Genomic DNA, 18,611 nt, shown 5'->3' with positions numbered 1-18,611 from the left:
TCACATCAAATATCGGGCACAGTCGGAACGGGCGACGGTCATGATGGAGACGTACTCATGAACGGCGTCGTGGCGAACATCGCCCTGGTGCTGCTCTTCATACTGATCGGCGGCTTCTTCGCGGCCGCCGAGATGGCCATGGTCTCCCTCCGGGAGAGCCAGGTGCGCAGGCTCGACTCCCGGGGGCGCAGGGGGGCGCGGGCGGCCCGGCTGGCCCGCGACCCGAACCGCTTCCTGTCGGCCGTGCAGATCGGCGTGACCGTGGCGACCATGCTGTCGGCGGCGTTCGGCGCCGACACCCTCGCCCGGGACCTGGTCCCGGCGGTGACCGGCTGGGGGGTGCCCGCGACCGTCGCCGCCCCGCTGTCCCTGGTGCTGGTCACGCTCGCCATCTCCTACTTCTCCCTGGTGCTGGGCGAGCTCGCGCCCAAGCGGCTCGCCCTGCAGCGCGCCGAGGGCATCTCGCTGCTGGTCGCGCCGTTCCTGGACCGCATGGCCGCGTTGTCGCGGCCGGTCATCTGGGCGCTGTCGAAGTCCACCGACGGCGTGGTCAAACTGCTCGGCGGCAACCCCGAGGAGGACCGGGAGGCGATCACCACCGAGGAGCTGCGCGACATGGTGGTCGGCCACCAGGAGCTCACCGCGGACGAGCGCCACCTGATCGCGGAGGTCTTCGCCGCCGGCAAGCGGCAGCTCCGCGAGGTGATGCTGCCCCGCACCGAGGTGGAGTTCATGTCGGCCGACACCCGGCTGGCCGAGGCCGCCGTCCTGGCCGCCGCGATGCCGCACTCCCGCTTCCCCGTCTACCGCGACTCCTACGACGACGTCGTGGGGTTCGTCCACATCCGCGACCTGCTCGACCCCGTGCTGACCGGGTCGATCGAGCCGATCAGCGAGCTGGTGCCGATCCGCCCGGTCAAGCTGGTGCCCACCACCAAGCGGCTGATGGCCACCCTGTCGGAGATGCGCCGCGAGGGCCACCACCTGGCCATCGTGGTCGACGAGTACGGCGGGACCGCCGGCATCGTCACGATGGAGGACCTGGTCGAGGAGCTCATCGGCGACATCCGCGACGAGCACGACGTGGAGTACAAGCCGGTCGTGCTGCCGGCCGGGGAGGTCGAGCTGGACGGCCTGGCCAACCTCGACGTGGTGGCCGCCGAGACCGGGATCCGCCTGCCGGACGGCCCCTACGAGACCCTCGGCGGGTTCGTCATGGCGACCCTGGGCCACCTTCCGGCGATGGGGGAGCGGGTGGAGATCCCCGGGTTCGAGCTGTCGGTCACCGGCATGGACGGCCGCAGGGTCTCGCGGGTCCGCGTCAAGCGCCGCCTCCCTCCGGGGGAACCGGCGGGAGCGGCGGAACCGGCGGGAGCGGCCGGGCCGGCGGGGGCGGTGGAGGCACCGACCACTCCCGACAGCTGACAGAATTGCATGCTATGGCCAGTCCTCGTGTCCTGTCCGGTATCCAGCCCACCGCCGACTCCTTCCACCTGGGCAACTACCTGGGTGCGGTGCGGCAGTACGTCGCCATGCAGGAGGGCTACGACGCCTTCTACTGCGTCGTCGACCTGCACGCGATCACGGTGGAGCACCAGCCGGAGGTCCTGCGCAGGCGCTCCCGCGTCGCCGCCGCCCAGCTCTTCGCCGCCGGCCTGGACCCCGAGCGCTCCACCGTCTTCGTCCAGAGCCACGTCCGCGAGCACACCGAGCTGGCCTGGGTGCTGATCTGCCTCACCGGCATGGGCGAGGCCGCCCGGATGACCCAGTTCAAGGACAAGTCGGCCCGGTACGGCGAGAGCTCGGCCGGGGTCGGCCTGTTCACCTACCCGATCCTTCAGGCCGCCGACATCCTGCTCTACCAGGCCGACCAGGTCCCGGTCGGGGCCGACCAGAAGCAGCACCTGGAGCTCACCCGCGACCTCGCGCAGCGCTTCAACCACCGCTTCGGCGAGACGTTCACGATGCCCGCGGCGCACATCGTCAAGGGCGTCGAGAAGATCACGGACCTCCAGGACCCCACGGCCAAGATGTCCAAGTCCTCCTCCTCGCCCACAGGCATCCTCGACCTGCTGGAGCAGCCCTCCACGCTCCGCAAGAAGGTCATGCGGGCGGTCACCGACACCGGTTCGGAGGTCGTCGCCGACGAGGAGAACAAGCCCGGCGTCACCAACCTGCTGCGGATCCAGTCCGCGCTGACCGGCACGCCGATCCCCGAGCTGGAGGCCCGGTACGCCGGGCAGGGCTACGGCGCCTTCAAGAAGGACGTCGCCGAGGCCGTCATGGAGACCTTCACGCCGATCCGGGAGCGGACCGAGAAGCTGCTCGCCGACGAGACCGAGCTCGACCGGATGCTCGCGGCCGGCGCCGCGCGCGCCCGCGCCGTGGCCGCCGAGACGATGGCGAAGGTCCGCGACCGCGTCGGCTTCCTGCCCTCTCTCTGACCGCCTCCCCGCCCTCTCCCGGACCGCCGCCGGACGAGGGGGAACCCCGGGCGCGGCGCTCCCGCGCCCGGGAGGACGCTCCCGTACGGTGACCCGGGCGGGACGCCCGCGCCTGGTGGCGTGTCCGCGCGCTGCACCGCGGTGATCGGGGTAGGGAGATGCACGTGAAGAGCGTGCAGGAGCGGATCCGGGTGATCCGTGAGCGGGGCCGGGGCGTCATCGAGGACAACCGGATCAGGTGGCCCTGGTTCGATCACCTCATCCGGAGCGTGCAGCGCTACCAGGTGCAGTCCGGCGACCGGCTGGCCGGGGCGGTGACCTACTTCGCGTTCCTGTCGTTCTTCCCGATCATCGCGCTGGCCTTCGCGGTCTTCGGCTACTTCCTGGCGCTGGACGTCAACGCCACCGAAGCTCTGGAGAAGGCCATCGACGCCTATCTCCCCGGCCTGTCGTCGAGGCTTCCGATCAAGCAGATCGCCGACTCGCGGGCCAGCGCCGGGATCATCGGCCTCATCGGCCTGCTCTACGCCGGGCTCGGCGCGATCGACGCGCTGCGCGGCGCGCTCCGCCAGGTCTCCATGACCACCGAGCCGCCGCTGAACTTCCTGCTGGCCAAGCTCCGCGACCTGGCCGCCTTCGTGCTGATCGGCGTCACCGCGATCACCTCGGTGCTGGTCGGCGGCTTCGCCACCCAGGCGGGCGGGACGGTGGCCGGGTGGCTGGGGCTGGGAAGCTCGCCGGTCGGCTGGACGGCGGTCCGGCTCGCGGGCCTCGCGGTCAGCCTGCTGGCCGACGTCGTCCTCTTCCTGATCATCCTGCGCTGGGTGGGCCGCTCCCGGCAGCCGGCGAAGGCGCTGCTGCGCGGCGCGCTGCTGGGCGCGATCGGTTTCGGCCTGCTCAAGCAGCTCGCCACCTTCATCCTGGCCCGGACGCTGAACAACCCCATCTACGGGGTGTTCGCGGTGATGGTGGGACTGCTGGTGTGGATCAACCTGTCGGCCAGGGTGATCCTCTTCGCGGCGGCCTGGACGGAGACCGCCATGTTCGGCCCGCCGCCCGAGCCGACGCCCGTCCCGTCCGGCGCCCTGCCCGCCGGTGCCCTGCCCGGCGCCGATCAGCCCGGTGGTGATCGGACCGACGGCGAACGGTCCGGCGGCGACCGGCCTGACGGCGAACGGCCTGACGGTGAACGGTCCGGTGAGGACCCGCGGGACCGGGCCTGACGGGCGCCGGCGTCCTCTACCGGGCCTGATCCCCCTCCAGCCGGCTTCGATCCGCCCGGGACGGTCCCACGGGCGGGTCTCAGTCCGCCCGGCGCCGGCGGCGCAGGCCGTACGCCAGCCAGGCCGTGCCGCCGAGCAGGACGGCGCCCAGCGCGTACCAGAGGGCCGGGGAGGGGCCGTCCGCGGGCTCGCGGGCGGCGGCGGCCGGGGCGGCGCTCGCGCGCACCTGCGGCGCGGCCGGAACGACCGGGGTCGGAGCGGCCTCGGGGACCGGGTCCACGAGCCGCCCGACGGGCGTGACCCTGCCGCGGGCGGAGAAACCCCAGTCGAGCAGCTCGGCGACCTCGTCCCAGAAGTAGCCGTCGTGTCGCATGATCGACACGATGATCGTGTGGCCGTCGCGGCGGGCCGCGCCGACGAAGCTGCCCAGGGCCTTGGTCGTCCAGCCGTTCTTGATCCCGATCATTCCCGGGTAGCGCCAGAGCAGCCGGTTGTGGTTGCCGATCTCGTAGTAGCCCTTGGGCGCGGGGAATTTGTCGGTCTTCAGGCTGACGTAGCGCCGGAAGTCCCGGTCGGCCAGCCCGGCGCGGGCGATCAGCGCCAGGTCGTACGCCGAGCTGCTCTGACCCGGCTTGTCCAGCCCGCTGGGCGTCTTGGCCACCGTGTCGTACGCCTGCAGGCGCTTGGCCTCGTCGTTCATCTCCCGCAGGGTCTTGTCCAGCCCGCCGTTCGCCTCGGCCAGCGCCATCGCGCAGTCGTTGCCCGAGACCAGCATCAGGGCCTTGAACAGGTCCTCGGCGGTGTAGAGCGGCTTTGTGACCAGGCCGACGGCGCTGCCCTCCTGGTTCACCGCGTTCCGGCTCGGCCTGATCTTCAGTTTCTTGTCGATCTTCGGGATGAGGGTGAGCGCGGTCAGGGTCTTGAGCGTGCTCGCCGGGAGGAACCGGCCGTGGGGGTCCTTGGCCGCGAGCACCTCGCCGGTGTCGGCGTCGGCGATCACGTAGGACCGGGCGGCCGTCTTGGGCGGGGCCTTCACCCCGAGGGGCGCGATCACGCCGTGTCTGCCGAGGTCGGCGCCGCCGACCGGCCCGTTCTCCGCGCGGCCGGGCGCGGCCGGCGCGTTGTCCGTACCGGCGGCCGTGACCGGCGCGTCGCCCGTGCGGGCGGGCGCGACCGGCCCGCTGCTCGCTCGGGCCGGAGCGGCCGGAGGGGCGGCCTCCGCGTGGGCGGGAACGCCGAGGAGGGCGGTCGCCGCGATCAGCGCCCCCGCGGGCGCGGCATGTCTCATCCCCATAGTGATCTCAGGGTAGCTTCGTCCGGATTCGGAGAAGCCCACCCACGCCCTGACCAGGGGTGAATGTCGCACCGCGATACTGAAGCCATGCAAATGTCGCGAAAGATCGCCGGATTCCTGGTCGGCGTCGCCGCTTTCATGATCTTCGAGTGGATCAATCTTGGCTTCAACCTCGCCGACGGGCACCCGACGTCCTTCTACGTGGTGCACGGCGTGCTGGTGGCCGTCAACATCCTCCTCGCGCTCGTCATCGGCACGATCGGCGTACGGGGCCTGCGAGGCCCGCGCGGCTCCTCGGACCCGCGCGGACTACACGGCCCGGCGGAGGGCGTCCAGCGTCCGCAGGTGTAGCTCGGCGGCCTCCTCCGGCGAGTCGCCGATGCTGGTGAAGCCGAGCTTGCCGTACCGGGAGATCGCTCCCATGAGGTGCAGCACGTTGCCCGTGCGCCGCTCGCGGTCGAACCCCAGCCCGAAGTCGTGCACCAGCTTGACGACGTCCCCGGGGGTACGGCCCCGCAGGCTCTCGGCGTCGCAGTTGTCGGTCGCCACGTAGTGCTTGGCGCGGTCCCCGCACCGCAGCGTGCCGGAGGCCGGGTCGTAGACGGCGCCGGTGCTGAGCATCGCCGCGCCCAGGGGGTGCGTGGTGCCGCCGATGCGCAGGTTGACCTCGCACAGCAGCGCCCGGTAGCCGCCGTCGGTCTTGACCGCGAAGAAGTCGACGCCGAACAGCCCGACCACCCCGCGGGCGGCGAGGACCCCGGCGATCCGCTCGGCGCAGGCGGCCACCTCGGCGCGGTACTCCGGCCGGGCCGGGAAGACGCAGCCCTTGTAGACGTCGCCGTTCGGGCCGCCGAGAACCTGCTCGTGCGTGGCGATGACGCCGTGGTCGCCGCCCGGTGTGACCATGGCCAGGGCGCTGGGGGAGTGCAGCGGCCGGCCCTGGACGAACTCCTCGATGACAGCGCCCCGTTCGGCGATCTTCTCGGCGAACGTGGTCCAGGTCTCGTCCGCCGCCGAGAAGCTCGTGGGGCAGGCGGTGAGCGGCCGGTCGTCCTTGATGACGATCGCGTTCCCCAGCCCGGAGTAGCTGTTGTTGAGCTTGACCATCAGCTTGGAGGCCGGGGCCAGTGCGCGGGCCGCGTGCTCGACCTCGGTCAGCGACCGCAGGTCGGAGAAGCCCCGGGCGGTGGGCACCCCCGCCTCCTCGGCCAGCATCCGCCCGCCGCTCTTGGAGCCCAGGTGGGCCAGCGAGGTGGCCGGGCCGTAGACGGGCAGGCCGAGCAGCCCGGCGAGCCGTTCCTCGTACTCGCTGACCACGAACGGCACCAGGCACGCGCCGCCGGGCCGGCCGGCGGTCCGGTCGAGGATCCGGTCGAGGAGGTCGGGGCGGTCCAGCAGCGCCGCGCTCAGCGGCCGGGTGTCCGGATCGTCGAGGCTGATCATCTGCAGGCGCGTGCGGGCCTCGTCCGGGTCGTCGAGGAAACCGAGGTAGTAGTCCACGATCGCGGTGTCCACGGGCATCGAGGTGACGTAGACGATCTCGACGGAGGGGCGCCGGAGTGTCAGCAGCAGGAACAGCAGCCGCTCCTCGTAGCAGAGGGCGCCGGTGATCCTGCGCAGCTCGTCCTGGGGCAGGGACAGCGATGGGATGACCACCAAGGTCCCCTCATCCGGTTCGAAGATGCTCAATCTGGAGTGATTCTCCCCAAACGGGATGTGAGCGATCATATGCGGAGTGAAGCACGCATTCCTATCGGTAGCATCACTCCGCCGGGTTCGATCACTGGCACCTGAGGTGACGTAAATTGCCAGTTCGTTGATGTTTCAAGGGAGCCGATACGGGCCACTCCCCCCGGCGCGGGCGGCGGCCCGGCATGCCGGGGCTCTCGCCGGGGGCCGTCTCTCCGCTCCGCTTCCCCGGATCGCCCCCCTGTCACCTCCGGCGGCCGATCGCCGGAATCGCCTCCGGCACCCACCTCTCCGGGCCGCTCCCGGCGTCCCCCGGCCGTCTCCGGCGTCCAGGCACCCCCCCTCACACCCCCCGGTACGGCTACCGGCATGGCCAATACGAGTCACCACTCCTGGTTCGAACGGGTCAGAAGGTGCCCGAGAAGGCCATGGGGCGACAAAACATTTGGTCCAGATGGCGGCGAGGTGCCGCGTGGGAGGGATAAAGTCGATGTCATCGTCGGTACGCCGGTCGCCTCACACTGGCTCGCTCCTCCGTGTCGGCGTTCCTTGGTTCGCGCCGGCGCGGCCCACGCATCCACTCCGGCCCATCGGCGCGACGACCGTTTTCAGGCTGCCCGTTGGATCACATGATTCCGGGGCAGTTGTTCATGATTGCCGCGACGTTCGAAGCCGCTGACGCGGATGGGAAGGTGCACAATGCGGGGGCGTAATCTCCGGGGAGAGCTCGACGCGTTTCTCGCCGGGTCCGAGCAGGAGCTCATTGACTTCCGCCGCGACCTGCACATGCACCCGGAGCTCGCCTTCGCCGAGTACCGCACCACGCAGCGGATCGCCGACCGCCTGATCGCGGCCGGCCTCGTCCCCTCGGTGCTCCCTCGCGGCACGGGCGTGATCTGCGAGGTCGGCAGCGGCGACGGGCCCACCGTGGGGCTGCGGGCGGACATCGACGCGCTGCCCGTGCCCGACGAGAAGGACGTGCCCTACAGCTCGACGGTCCCCGGCGTCTGCCACGCCTGCGGTCACGACGTGCACACCACGGTCCTGCTCGGCACCTCGCTCTTCCTGGCCCAGCAGGCCGAGGCCGGGCTGCTGCCCGGCAGGGTCCGGCTGATCTTCCAGCCGGCCGAGGAGCTCCCCGGCGGGGCGCTGGAGGTCATGGCCTCCGGCGGCATCAGCGGCGTCGACCGCATCTTCGGCCTGCACTGCGACCCGCGCCTGGACGTCGGCAGGGTCGGCCTCAAGTCCGGGTCGATCACCTCCGCCTGCGACCGGGTCTCCATCCGGGTCAGCGGCCCCGGCGGCCACACCGCCCGCCCGCACCTCACCGCCGACCTCGTCTTCGCGCTCGCCAAGATCCTCACCGAGCTGCCGGCCGCGCTGTCGCGCCGGGTCGACCCGCGCTCGTCGCTGAGCCTGGTCTGGGGCCGGGTCGAGGCGGGTTCGGTGGCGAACGCGATCCCCGACGACGGCGTGGCCGAGGGCACCGTGCGCTGCCTGGACGAGGACGCCTGGCACGCCGCCCCCGACCTGATCAAGGGCCTGCTCGACTCGGTCGCCGGCGCCTACGGCGTCGAGGCGCACATGGACTACATCCGGGGCGTCCCGCCGGTGGTCAACGACCCGGTCAGCGTGCAGATGCTCACCGAGGCCGCCCAGGGCGTGCTCGGCGACGGGGCTCCCGCGCCGACCCAGCAGAGCCTGGGCGGCGAGGACTTCGGCTGGTACCTCGAGTCGATCCCCGGCGCCTACGCCCGGCTCGGCACCCGCACCCCGGGCTCGCCGCACCTGGCCGACATCCACCAGGGCACCTTCGACGTGGACGAGGACTGCATCGGCGCCGGGGTGCGCTTCCTCGCGGCCACCGCGCTCACCGCCCTGTGGGAGGGGCAGCGGCCCAGCAGCGGCGAGCCGCTCGTGGGAAGTGAGTCCGGGCAGATACTGCGGTAGCCGCCGCGGGCGATTCGGGGCGGCTGTCCCGGCGGCGCCACCGTGGCGCCGCCGTGGTGCCACGGCGGACGGTGCCGACGGCCGGCGCTTCGGGTGGGATCGGACGGCGTCCTCCCGCCTGAGGACGGATCGTCGTCCGCCCCACCCCGGGATTCCTCCGTCGGAAGAACTGATGACCGCACTCGACGGAACCGCCGCCCGCTCCGGCACGCCGTAAATGTGTGGAAGCGTCCATCCGGCCCGGGTGGAGTGACATTCTCCCGCGGTTTCTCCTCGCATGGGACAGAGAACCGAGGTGGGTTCCGGCTTTCCCGGTCGTCTTTCCGGGCCGGGGCATGCGTGCGAACGGCTCCCTCTCCTCCGGCCGGGGAAACGTATGTTCTCGCGCGTCATCGATCGCTCGTCACATGGTGTCGCGGCCGGCTTCCGGAGTTGATTTCGCGTGCTCGGAGGCGGTGTCCCGGCACTCGGCGACGTGCTCGCGCGGCTTGGCGCGGTCATGCGATGCGGATCGAGAGGCGTGTTTTCTCCGTCCGGATAACGGCCCTCGCCTTATGCGGAATCCGGTCTGCGCCCTTCCCGGGCGGCTCGTGACGCGTATCCGTCCGCGGCAATGGGCCGCTTCGGTTCCGGGCGAGGTCCAGGTCGCTTTTCCCGGTGCCGGAAGTGCCGCGTCGCGATCCCGGCTTCTCCTTTGCGCGGCCCCTCACAATGCATTCCCGGAGTCGTCGGGGCAGAGAGTCGGTCTCGGTGGCCCAAGTGACGGATCTTGACGTCAACTTGTCATCTATTATACGGTCAAATTGACCAGAAAATACCGCTCGGGCTATTCGAATATAGCCCGAGCGGTGTTATGTGGCCCATCGGCAAAGGAGAAGAAATGTCGTTTGCCAGGCGTATCACCGTGGGAGCGGCGCTGGCCGCGGTCGCCGTTCTGGGAGTGGCCGTCCCCGCTTACGCGGGTCCCTGGGTGAAGGTGGGTTCGGGGTACAGCTGGCTGCCCGACTGTGAGGAGCAGGGGCGCAACATGGTCCATTACCAGTCCGAGCTGTACTCGGCCTACAACTGCACCCGGGCCGTCGACGGCTACCAGCTCTGGGTCCAGCTGCGCTGACGTCCGCCAGGACCCATCGGCGAGGAGACCCCGGAATGCGGGGGTCTCCTCGCCGCCGTGTTCGCCACCGTTCGCTCATGGTTGATCACGATCACCCCTCGTCAGAGGTTTCCCGCCGGGAGGTCCGCCGGTTCTCGCCCCCGAGCCGGATCTCCGGGGGAGGATGGACGCGCAGTCCTCTCTGGTCACAGTCTCGCTTGAGGTCGGTAACAGGCAGGTTGCGGACTTGTGTGCTGGTTTGGAGTGGTCTATCCGACCAACTACATTCCGTGCAGGGTTGCCGTGCGTTTCTTCGCGCGTGCACACGACTTGGTACGGCGGAGAGACAGAGGAGTCACCTTGCTTCGCAGGCGGTTCGGCAAGATGGCAGTGACCACCGTGGCGGGAGCCATGCTCATGGCTGCGGCCGCGTGTGGCGGCAGCGGTGGTGACGAGGGGACGACGGCGAACAGCGCCTCCGGGGCGAGCGAGGCGCCCAAGGCGTCCGGCCTGAAGGTCGGGCTCGCCTTCGACGTCGGCGGTCGCGGCGACAAGTCCTTCAACGACTCCGCCTACGCGGGTCTGGAGCGCGCGAAGACGGACCTCGGTGCGGAGATCAAGGACCTCAGCCCGGCGGCCGACGGTTCGAACCGCGGTGAGCTCCTCCGCCAGCTCGCCGAGGCCGGCTACAACCCGATCATCGGCGTCGGCTTCGCCTACGGCGAGGACATCAAGAAGACCGCCGCCGAGTACCCGGACATCCAGTTCGCGGTGGTCGACTCCGCGTCCAACGGCCCCAACGTGACCGGTCTCCTCTTCGCCGAGGAGCAGGGTTCCTACCTGGCGGGCGTGGCCGCGGCGGACAAGAGCAAGACCGGCCACCTGGGCTTCGTCGGCGGTGTCGAGAACGACCTGATCAAGAAGTTCCAGGCCGGGTTCGAGGCCGGCGCCAAGTCGGTCAAGTCGGACATCAAGATTGATGTGAAGTACCTCACCCCGGACGGTGACTTCAGCGGCTTCAAGGCCCCGGACAAGGGCAAGATCGCCGCGGAGAAGATGTACCAGGACGGCGCGGACATCGTCTACCACGCCTCCGGCGACTCGGGCCTGGGTGTGTTCCAGGCGGCCGCGGCCGCCGGCAAGCAGGCCATCGGCGTCGACTCCGACCAGTACGAGACCGTCAAGGAAGCCGACCTCAAGAAGGTCATCATGACTTCCATGATCAAGCGTGTCGACGTCGGCGTCTTCGAGTTCATCAAGGCGTTCAAGGACGGCACCGCCAAGGGCGGCAGCGACAACGTCTACGACCTGAAGGTCGACGGCGTCGGCCTGTCCACCTCCGGCGGGTTCATCGACGACATCACCGCCAAGGTCGACGAGGCCAAGAAGAAGATCGTCGATGGTTCGGTGACCGTTCCGGCCAAGCCGTAAGCCGGTTCCCGTCGTTCTCCGTGAGCGATGGGAACGCGCCCGAGAAGCCCGGGGCATGCTCCGGGCTTCTCTCCATCTCCCTCCCGATCCGCGAGCCGTCCAGGCTCTCCAGGAGAACGCATTGTCGACGAGCTCGGACACCCCGGCCACGGTGCCACCCGCCGTGGAGCTCGACGGGATCACCAAGCGCTTTCCCGGTGTCGTCGCCAACCATGACATCCGGATGACCATCCGGGCAGGGTCGGTGCACGCCATCGTGGGTGAGAACGGCGCGGGCAAGTCCACCCTGATGAAGATCCTGTACGGCATGCAGCGACCCGACGAGGGCAGGATCCGGATCAACGGCGAGGACGTCGCCTTCCGCACACCCAGTGACGCGATCGCCGCCGGGATCGGCATGGTGCACCAGCACTTCATGCTGGCTGACAACCTGACCGTGCTGGAGAACATCGTTCTCGGCTCCGAACCCGGCAAGGGCGGCATCCTTGACACGGCGGGGGCCCGCAGCCGTATCACCCGGCTCGGCGAGAGCCACGGCCTGCGGGTCGATCCCGACCGCCTGGTCGAGGACCTCGGTGTCGGCGACCGGCAGCGGGTGGAGATCCTCAAGGTCCTCTATCGTGGCGCGCGCATCCTGATCCTGGACGAGCCCACCGCGGTCCTCGTGCCCCAGGAGGTCGAGGAGCTCTTCGCGAACCTGCGCGACCTCAAGGACCAGGGCTTCACCGTGATCTTCATCTCGCACAAGCTCGACGAGGTGCTGAGCATCGCCGACGCCATCACGGTCATCCGGCGGGGCACCACCGTCGCCAGCGTCGATCCCGGCTCGGTGACCGCCAGGCAACTCGCCGAGCTGATGGTCGGCAGCGAACTTCCCACTCCGGAGACCCGGGAGTCCACGGTCACCGACCGCGTCGTACTCGACGTGCGTGACGTGACGGTCCGGGGAACCGCGGGCAGGCCGCTCCTCTCGGACGTCACCCTCTCCGTGCACGCCGGCGAGGTCGTCGGCATCGCGGGTGTCGAGGGCAACGGCCAGACCGAGCTGATCGAGGTCATCATGGGCCTCCTGCCGTTCGACGAGGGCCGGATCCTGCTGGGCGAGGAGGACATCACCACCTGGTCCACACTCCGCCGCCGCGAGGCCGGCATCGGCTACATCCCGGAGGACCGGCACCGGCAGGGCCTGTTGCTGGAGGCGTCCCTCTGGGAGAACCGGGTGCTCGGTCACCAGACGAGGAAGCCGGCCCGCAAGGGCATCTGGGTGAACCGCGCGGCGTCGCGCAAGGACACCGAACGCATCGTCCGCGAGTACGACGTCCGCACACCGGGCATCGACACCCTCGCCCTGGCGCTGTCCGGCGGTAACCAGCAGAAGCTGATCGTCGGGCGGGAGATGAGCGGTGAGCCGAGGTTCCTCATCGCCGCCCACCCCACCCGGGGTGTGGACATCGGCGCCCAGTCCGCCATCTGGGACCACCTGCGGACCGCGCGGGCGGGCGGCCTCGCCGTACTGCTGATCTCGGCGGACCTCGACGAACTGATCGGCCTGTCGGACAACCTTTACGTCATCTACGGCGGGCGCATGGTCGCCCGCCTCGATCCGGGCCAGGTCACCCCCGAGAAGCTCGGCGGGTACATGACCGGGGCCATCGCGGAGGAGCGGTCATGATGCCCGCGGGTCTGCAACGCACGCTGCTGACGCTGGCGGGTGCGGCGGTGGCGGTGCTGCTCGCCGTCGCCGTGTCGAGCGTCGCGATCCTCGCGGCCGGGGCCAGCCCCGTCACCGCGCTGGAGGCGATGTTCGACTTCGGCGACACCCAGAACCAGGTCGTCAACGCCATCGCCTTCATCCTCAACCGCGCCGTCCCGCTGTTCATCGCGGGGCTCGCGGTCGCGATCGGCTTCCGGATGAACCTCTTCAACATCGGTGTCGAGGGCCAGTACCGCCTCGCGGCGATCGTCGCCGCCTTCGTCGGGTCGCAGTTCGTGCTCCCCGCCCCCATCCAGCTCACCGTCATCGTCGTCGTGGCGATGCTGGTCGGCGGTCTCTACGCCCTCATCCCCGCGGTGCTCAAGGTGACGCGCGGTGTGAACGAGGTGATCGCCACGATCATGCTCAACTACATCGCGACCAACATCGCCGCCTTCCTGGTGCGGGGCCCGTTCACCGGGGAGCGCGCGGCGGGCCAGCTGACCATCTCCACGCCGGAACTGCCGGAGTCGGCGTGGTTCCCCAACCTGAACTTCCTGTTCGAGATGTTCGGCCTGCCGGCGCCGCGCAGCGGCCTGTGGGGCTTCCTCGCCGTGGCGGTCCTGCTGGGCGTGGTCGTCTGGGTGGTGCTCGAACGCACCCGGTTCGGGTTCGAGGTCAAGGCGAGCGGTCTCAGCGCCTCGGCGGCCCTCGCGTCGGGGGTCAACCCCAAGCGCATGGTGATCTCCGCCATGGTCCTCTCCGGCGCCGTGGCCGGCCTCATCGGGTTGCCGGAGATCCTCGGCCGGACCCACTCCTACGGCTCGAACTTCACCGCGGGCCTCGGCTTCCTGGGCATCGCGGTGGCGCTGCTGGGCAGGAACAAGCCGGTCGGCATCGCCGTGGCCGCGCTGCTCTTCGGCTTCCTCGACCGCGCGGCGGCCCCCCTGCAGTTCGCCGACATCCCGCCGTCCGTCGTCGCCATCATCCAGGGCACGATCGTGCTCATGGTGGTGATCGCCAACGAGATCACCAACCGGATGTCGCTGCGGCACGAGGAACGGCGGGCCGCCCGTCAGCTCGCCGCAACCCCCAGCCAAGCAAAAACAGAGGTGGCCGCATGACCACGTCCGTGGCAGCACCTGAGGCGCGCCGGGTGCGCCGTTACCACCTGGCGCTCCTGGGCGTGGCGCTGCTGATCCTGCTCCTGTCGCTCGCCCGCGTCGTCGCGGACGCTCCCGAGCTGACGTCCTCCGGCACGTTCGGGGCCGCGCTGCTGCTGGCCGTACCGATCGCGCTGGCCGGCCTCGGCGGTCTGTGGTCCGAGCGCGCGGGCGTCGTCAACATCGGCCTCGAAGGAATGATGGTGCTCGGCACCTGGTGCGCCGGCTGGGCCGGCTACCAGTGGGGCGCCGCCGCGGCCCTGGTCGCCGGCCTGCTCGGCGGGGCGCTCGGCGGTCTGATCCACGCGGTGGCGACCGTGACGTTCGGCGTCGACCACATCATCAGCGGCGTGGCGATCAACCTCCTCGGCCCCGGCATCACCCGGTTCCTGTCGGAGGTGCTGTACGCCCAGGGCACGGCCGCCGCCGACAAGGGCGCGGGCATCACCTCCTCGCCCGGCCTCGCCTCCCAGGCGCCGAGCGTCAGCCTGCCGCTGCTGTCCGACGGCCCCGACCTGCTCGGGAAGCTGGAGGCCACGCACTGGTTCCTGCTCTCCGACGTCGCCGGAGTCCTGCGGGGCCTCACACACGACGTGAACGTGCTGGTCATCCTGGCCGTGGCGCTGATCCCGCTGACGTTCTTCATCCTGTGGCGCACCACCTTCGGCCTGCGGCTGCGCTCCTGCGGTGAGAACCCGTGGGCGGCGGAGTCCCTGGGCGTCAACGTCTACCTGACCAAGTACATCGCCACGATCATCTCCGGCGCCCTGGCAGGTCTGGGTGGCGTGTTCCTGGTCTTCGTCACCACGAAGTACGTCGAGGGACAGACCGCGGGGCGCGGCTTCATCGGCCTGGCGGCGATGATCTTCGGTAACTGGCGGCCCGGCGGCCTCGCCGTGGGAGCCTCGCTGTTCGGCTACGCCGACGGCCTGCAGCTGCGCAGCTCCCACGCGGTCACCGGCCTGCTGCTCTTCGGTGCGATACTGCTGCTCATCTACACCGGCGCGCAGGTCCGCAAGGCTCTGGCCGTGAACGGCCCCGGGGTCAGGCAGTACACCGCCGCCGCGGTGGCCGCGCTGGCCGCGGTGATCCTGCTCTGGCTCTGGGTGACCGTGGACAAGCTCCCCAACGAGTTCGTCTTCATCACACCGCACGTGCTGACGCTGCTGGTCCTTTCCGCGGCGTCGCAGAGTCTGAGAATGCCCAAGGCCGACGGCGTACGGTACCGACGAGGGGAACAGCACTGATGGACACGATCGACTGGGTGGCGCTCAGGACCGCGGCGGTGCAGGCCATGACCAACGCGTACGCGCCCTACTCCAAGTTCCCGGTCGGCGCCGCCGCCCTGGTGGACGACGGGCGGATCGTGTCCGGCTGCAACGTCGAGAACGCCTCCTACGGCGTCGGCCTGTGCGCCGAGTGCGGCCTGGTGTCGGCGCTGCAGGCGGGCGGCGGCGGCCGGCTCGTCGCCTTCACCTGCGTCGACGGGCACGAGGAGCTGCTCATGCCGTGCGGCCGGTGCCGCCAGCTGCTGTACGAGTTCGGCGGCGACGAGCTGCTCGTGGAGACCGTGGACGGTCCGAAGCCGATGGCGGAGATCCTGCCGTACGCCTTCGGTCCCGACAACCTCAGCCGGGGGGACTGACCGTGGACGCCATCGACGTCATCGTCACCAAGAGGGACGGCCGCGAGCTGTCCACCGCGCAGATCGACTGGGTGATCGACGCCTACACCCGGGGCGTCGTCGCCGACGAGCAGATGTCCGCCCTGGCGATGGCGATCCTGCTCAACGGCATGACCCGGCGGGAGATCGCCGAGTGGACCGCCGCGATGATCCGCTCGGGGAACCGGATGGACTGGTCGGCGCTGCCCGGCCGTACCACCGACAAGCACTCCACCGGCGGCGTGGGCGACAAGATCACGCTGCCGCTGGCCCCGCTGGTCGCCGCGTGCGGCGGCTACGTGCCCCAGCTGTCCGGCCGCGGCCTCGGCCACACCGGCGGCACGCTGGACAAGCTGGAGTCCATCCCGGGCTGGCGGGCCTCGCTGTCCAACGCCGAGATGCTCGACGTGCTCGGCAAGTCAGGCGCGGTCATCTGCGCGGCGGGCGACGGGCTGGCCCCGGCCGACAAGAAGCTCTACGCGCTGCGCGACGTCACCGGCACCGTCGAGGCGATCCCGCTGATCGCCTCCTCGATCATGTCGAAGAAGATCGCCGAGGGCACCGGCGCGCTGGTCCTGGACGTCAAGGTCGGCTCCGGCGCGTTCATGAAGACCCCCGAGCGGGCCCGTGAGCTGGCGACCACCATGGTCGAGCTGGGCACCGACGCCGGGGTCACCACGGTCGCGCTGCTCACCGCCATGGACCGCCCGCTGGGCCTGGCCGTGGGCAACGCGCTGGAGGTCACCGAGTCCGTCGAGGTCCTCGCCGGCGGCGGCCCCGCCGACGTGGTCGAGCTGACCGTACGGCTGGCCCGCGAGATGCTCGACGCCGCCGGTCTCGGCGGGGACAAGGACCCCGCCGAGGCGCTGAAGGACGGCTCGGCGATGGACGTCTGGCGGCGGATGATCAGCGCCCAGGGCGGCGACCCCGATGCCCCGCTGCCCGTCGCCGCCGAGACCACGCAGGTCCTCGCCCCCGCCTCCGGCGTGCTCGCCACGCTGGACGCCTACGGCGTGGGCCTGGCCGCCTGGCGGCTCGGCGCGGGCCGGGAGCGCAAGGAGGACCCGGTGTCCTTCGGCGCGGGCATCACGCTGCACGCCAAGCCGGGCGACGAGGTCCGCGAGGGGCAGCCGCTGATGACCCTGCACGCCGACGACGCCGCCCGCTTCGAGCGGGCGCTGGCGGCGCTGGAGGGCGCCTACACGGTCGGCGAGACCGCCGACCCGGGCCTGCTCCCGCTGGTCGTCGACCGCGTCACCGCCTGAGACCCGCCACCGCCTTCGGGGCCGCGCCCGAGACCCGTCACCCGACGCCCGCCGTCCGGTTCGCCGCCGGACGGCGGGCGTCGGCGTGCCCGGATCTTCCCCGAGTTCCTCGCCGGTGCGCTCAGGCGGCGCTCTCCGGCGGGGACGTGACCGCCGCGGGCGGCGGGGCGGGCATCGAACGGACGGCCAGGACGGCGGACACCAGGCCGCACAGCGCGACCGCGGCGAGCTGGCCGATGTCCACCGCCACCATCGTGGCGGTGGCCGGGTCGGGCCCGGTGACCAGGTCGAGGAGGCGGATGAGCGCCACCGGCACGGACAGGATCGCCAGCGCCAGCGGCCAGGCGGGGTTCCTGCCCGCGCCGCCCACCAGCCACATCACGGCGCGGATCAGGCTCGTGACCAGGAGCGCCAGGCAGGCCAGCCCCGGCTCGCCCCACCACGGCCAGATCCACGACCAGACCTCGAAGTCGGTCTGCGCGGCCAGCGCGATCGGGCCCAGGGCGTTGAAGGCGAGGTTGAGCACCGCCGCGGCGGGCAGCGCCCACAGGACCGGCCGCCAGGACGGCGTCCGCGGCGCGTCGCGGTGGAACCCGGACAGGAGTGCCAGCACGGGGACGAGGAGCAGCAGGAGGTGCGGAGCCGTGCTCCGGGCGAACACGTCCCAGAACAGAGCGTCCGGCGCCTGGAGGCCGGGGTCGTAGGACAGGGCCGCGGAGAGCGGCGCCAGGACCGCGGTGAGCAGCGCCGTGACCTTCGCGACGCGGGGGCGGCCCCGGACGAGCGCGACGAGGGCCGCGATCGGCAGCAGCGCGCCGAACAACCCGACGATGTCGCGGACCCGCTCCGCCGTCCCGGGGTCCCCCGGGGAGATCGGGACGGCGGGCGGCGTGCCGAAGACCCCGTACGACCTCAGCAGGTCGATGAGCCAGTCGCAACTCCTGATCGCGAAGAAGGCGAGGCCCAGCACGGCCGTCAGGCGGACCGCCTCGCCCCGGACGAGCTGCCGCGGCCCCGCGCCGCCCCCGCCGAGGCGCACCCGTACGGCCAGGGCGGCGACGCTGGCGACCTCCGACCAGCGCGGCCGGGGGTCGTCGGCGTCGGTCAGGCCGCCCGAACCCTCCAGGAAGGCGTCGACCATCTCCTCCTCGCGCTCTGCGCGGTAGGGGGCGGGCAGCAGCCGCAGCACGCGGCGGTAACGCTCTTCGAGCAGGCCGCTGTACTCGCTCACGCCTTCTCCCTCGTCGGTCGCGTTCACGGGGCCGCCGTGCCAGCCGGTTCGCTCGTCGCGCTCGCTCACGCCATTCCTCCCGCGTGCCGGGCGCGTAACCGGGTGCGGGCGGCCTCGACGTTCCCGGCCAGCCGTACGGCCTCGGCCTCCAGGGCGCGGGCTCCGGGCTCGGTGAGGCGGTAGTAGCGGCGCAGCCGCCCCCGCTCGGCCTCCTCGCGGTCCAGGGCCACCAGCTCGTCGGCGGCCAGCCGGTCCAGCACGCCGTACAGCGTGCCGATCTTCAGCTCGACCCGCCCCCCGGACAGCCTCTCGACCTCCTGGACGATGCCGTAGCCGTGGCGGGGCTCGTCGACGAGGGCGGTGAGGACGAGGAACGCGGGTTCCGTCATCGTTCGGGGACTCATGAAAGAAATCATATCTTGCCTAGCAAGATATGGGGCGAATCGATATCGAATGGCGGGGGTCGCCTGGA

The 18,611-nt window shown here is 71.0% G+C and carries 16 protein-coding genes; 12 read left to right on the top strand and 4 right to left on the bottom strand.

What is annotated here, in order from left to right:
* The first annotated feature begins 57 nt into the window (after window positions 1–57).
* From IEZ10_RS12715 to IEZ10_RS12705, 3 genes are all read left to right on the top strand, one after another.
* Window positions 58–1,425 (top strand): hemolysin family protein, encoded by a 1,368-nt coding sequence (locus IEZ10_RS12715; RefSeq protein ID WP_189246702.1) that lies wholly within the window; start codon window positions 58–60, stop codon window positions 1,423–1,425.
* Between the two features lie 14 nt (window positions 1,426–1,439).
* Window positions 1,440–2,444: a tryptophan--tRNA ligase gene (gene trpS / locus IEZ10_RS12710; RefSeq protein WP_189246701.1), complete on the top strand. Its 1,005-nt coding sequence runs from the start codon at window positions 1,440–1,442 to the stop codon at window positions 2,442–2,444.
* Between the two features lie 158 nt (window positions 2,445–2,602).
* Window positions 2,603–3,667, top strand: coding sequence for a YihY/virulence factor BrkB family protein (locus tag IEZ10_RS12705; protein WP_373287391.1), 1,065 nt, complete (start codon window positions 2,603–2,605; stop codon window positions 3,665–3,667).
* Window positions 3,668–3,746: 79 nt separating this feature from the next.
* Here the strand turns inward: IEZ10_RS12705 and IEZ10_RS12700 are convergent, their stop codons facing one another.
* Window positions 3,747–4,961 carry a D-alanyl-D-alanine carboxypeptidase family protein gene (locus IEZ10_RS12700; protein ID WP_229811212.1) on the bottom strand — a complete coding sequence of 405 codons (1,215 nt, stop codon included), beginning with the start codon at window positions 4,959–4,961 and terminating at the stop codon, window positions 3,747–3,749.
* 87 nt (window positions 4,962–5,048) lie between these two features.
* Here IEZ10_RS12700 and IEZ10_RS12695 point away from each other — a divergent pair, with 87 nt between their 5' ends.
* Window positions 5,049–5,312, top strand: a complete 264-nt coding sequence (locus tag IEZ10_RS12695; RefSeq protein WP_189246699.1) for an SCO4848 family membrane protein — start codon at window positions 5,049–5,051, stop codon at window positions 5,310–5,312.
* Here IEZ10_RS12695 and IEZ10_RS12690 read toward each other — a convergent pair.
* Window positions 5,271–6,617: a peptide ligase PGM1-related protein gene (locus IEZ10_RS12690; protein WP_229811233.1), complete on the bottom strand. Its 1,347-nt coding sequence runs from the start codon at window positions 6,615–6,617 to the stop codon at window positions 5,271–5,273. The two genes, IEZ10_RS12695 and IEZ10_RS12690, sit on opposite strands and share 42 nt — an antisense overlap.
* A 732-nt stretch (window positions 6,618–7,349) precedes the next feature.
* Here IEZ10_RS12690 and IEZ10_RS12685 point away from each other — a divergent pair.
* From IEZ10_RS12685 to IEZ10_RS12650, 8 genes are all read left to right on the top strand, one after another.
* Window positions 7,350–8,600, top strand: coding sequence for an amidohydrolase (locus tag IEZ10_RS12685; RefSeq protein ID WP_189246697.1), 1,251 nt, complete (start codon window positions 7,350–7,352; stop codon window positions 8,598–8,600).
* Window positions 8,601–9,480: 880 nt separating this feature from the next.
* On the top strand, window positions 9,481–9,714 hold the full coding sequence (locus tag IEZ10_RS12680; RefSeq protein WP_189246696.1) for a hypothetical protein: 234 nt from the start codon (window positions 9,481–9,483) through the stop codon (window positions 9,712–9,714).
* 339 nt (window positions 9,715–10,053) lie between these two features.
* The gene (locus tag IEZ10_RS12675) at window positions 10,054–11,124 is read left to right on the top strand and encodes a BMP family lipoprotein (RefSeq protein ID WP_229811211.1); all 1,071 of its coding nucleotides are present in this window, start codon (window positions 10,054–10,056) and stop codon (window positions 11,122–11,124) included.
* A 223-nt stretch (window positions 11,125–11,347) separates the two neighbouring features.
* A complete protein-coding gene (locus IEZ10_RS12670; protein WP_229811232.1) occupies window positions 11,348–12,796 on the top strand; it encodes an ABC transporter ATP-binding protein in 1,449 nt (482 codons plus the stop codon).
* Complete coding sequence (locus IEZ10_RS12665) at window positions 12,793–13,941, top strand: ABC transporter permease (RefSeq protein WP_229811210.1); 1,149 nt, start codon at window positions 12,793–12,795, stop codon at window positions 13,939–13,941. The genes IEZ10_RS12670 and IEZ10_RS12665 overlap by 4 nt, the downstream gene beginning before the upstream one ends.
* Window positions 13,938–15,227, top strand: a complete 1,290-nt coding sequence (locus IEZ10_RS12660; RefSeq protein ID WP_189246694.1) for an ABC transporter permease — start codon at window positions 13,938–13,940, stop codon at window positions 15,225–15,227. Before IEZ10_RS12665 ends, IEZ10_RS12660 begins: the two co-directional genes overlap by 4 nt.
* Window positions 15,227–15,625, top strand: coding sequence for a cytidine deaminase (locus IEZ10_RS12655; RefSeq protein WP_189246693.1), 399 nt, complete (start codon window positions 15,227–15,229; stop codon window positions 15,623–15,625). The genes IEZ10_RS12660 and IEZ10_RS12655 overlap by 1 nt, the downstream gene beginning before the upstream one ends.
* A 2-nt stretch (window positions 15,626–15,627) precedes the next feature.
* Complete coding sequence (locus tag IEZ10_RS12650; RefSeq protein ID WP_189246692.1) at window positions 15,628–16,908, top strand: thymidine phosphorylase; 1,281 nt, start codon at window positions 15,628–15,630, stop codon at window positions 16,906–16,908.
* Between the two features lie 121 nt (window positions 16,909–17,029).
* Here the strand turns inward: IEZ10_RS12650 and IEZ10_RS12645 are convergent, their stop codons facing one another.
* Window positions 17,030–18,208 (bottom strand): hypothetical protein, encoded by a 1,179-nt coding sequence (locus IEZ10_RS12645; protein ID WP_189246691.1) that lies wholly within the window; start codon window positions 18,206–18,208, stop codon window positions 17,030–17,032.
* The gene (locus IEZ10_RS12640) at window positions 18,205–18,543 is read right to left on the bottom strand and encodes a PadR family transcriptional regulator (protein WP_229811209.1); all 339 of its coding nucleotides are present in this window, start codon (window positions 18,541–18,543) and stop codon (window positions 18,205–18,207) included. The genes IEZ10_RS12645 and IEZ10_RS12640 overlap by 4 nt, the downstream gene beginning before the upstream one ends.
* Between the last annotated feature and the right edge of the window lie 68 nt (window positions 18,544–18,611).

The sequence above is a fragment of the Streptosporangium pseudovulgare genome, from assembly GCF_014648055.1.
GTDB lineage: Bacteria > Actinomycetota > Actinomycetes > Streptosporangiales > Streptosporangiaceae > Streptosporangium > Streptosporangium pseudovulgare.
The sequence above is the reverse complement of the archived record's forward strand: the minus strand, read 5'-3'. Positions and strand labels throughout refer to the sequence as shown.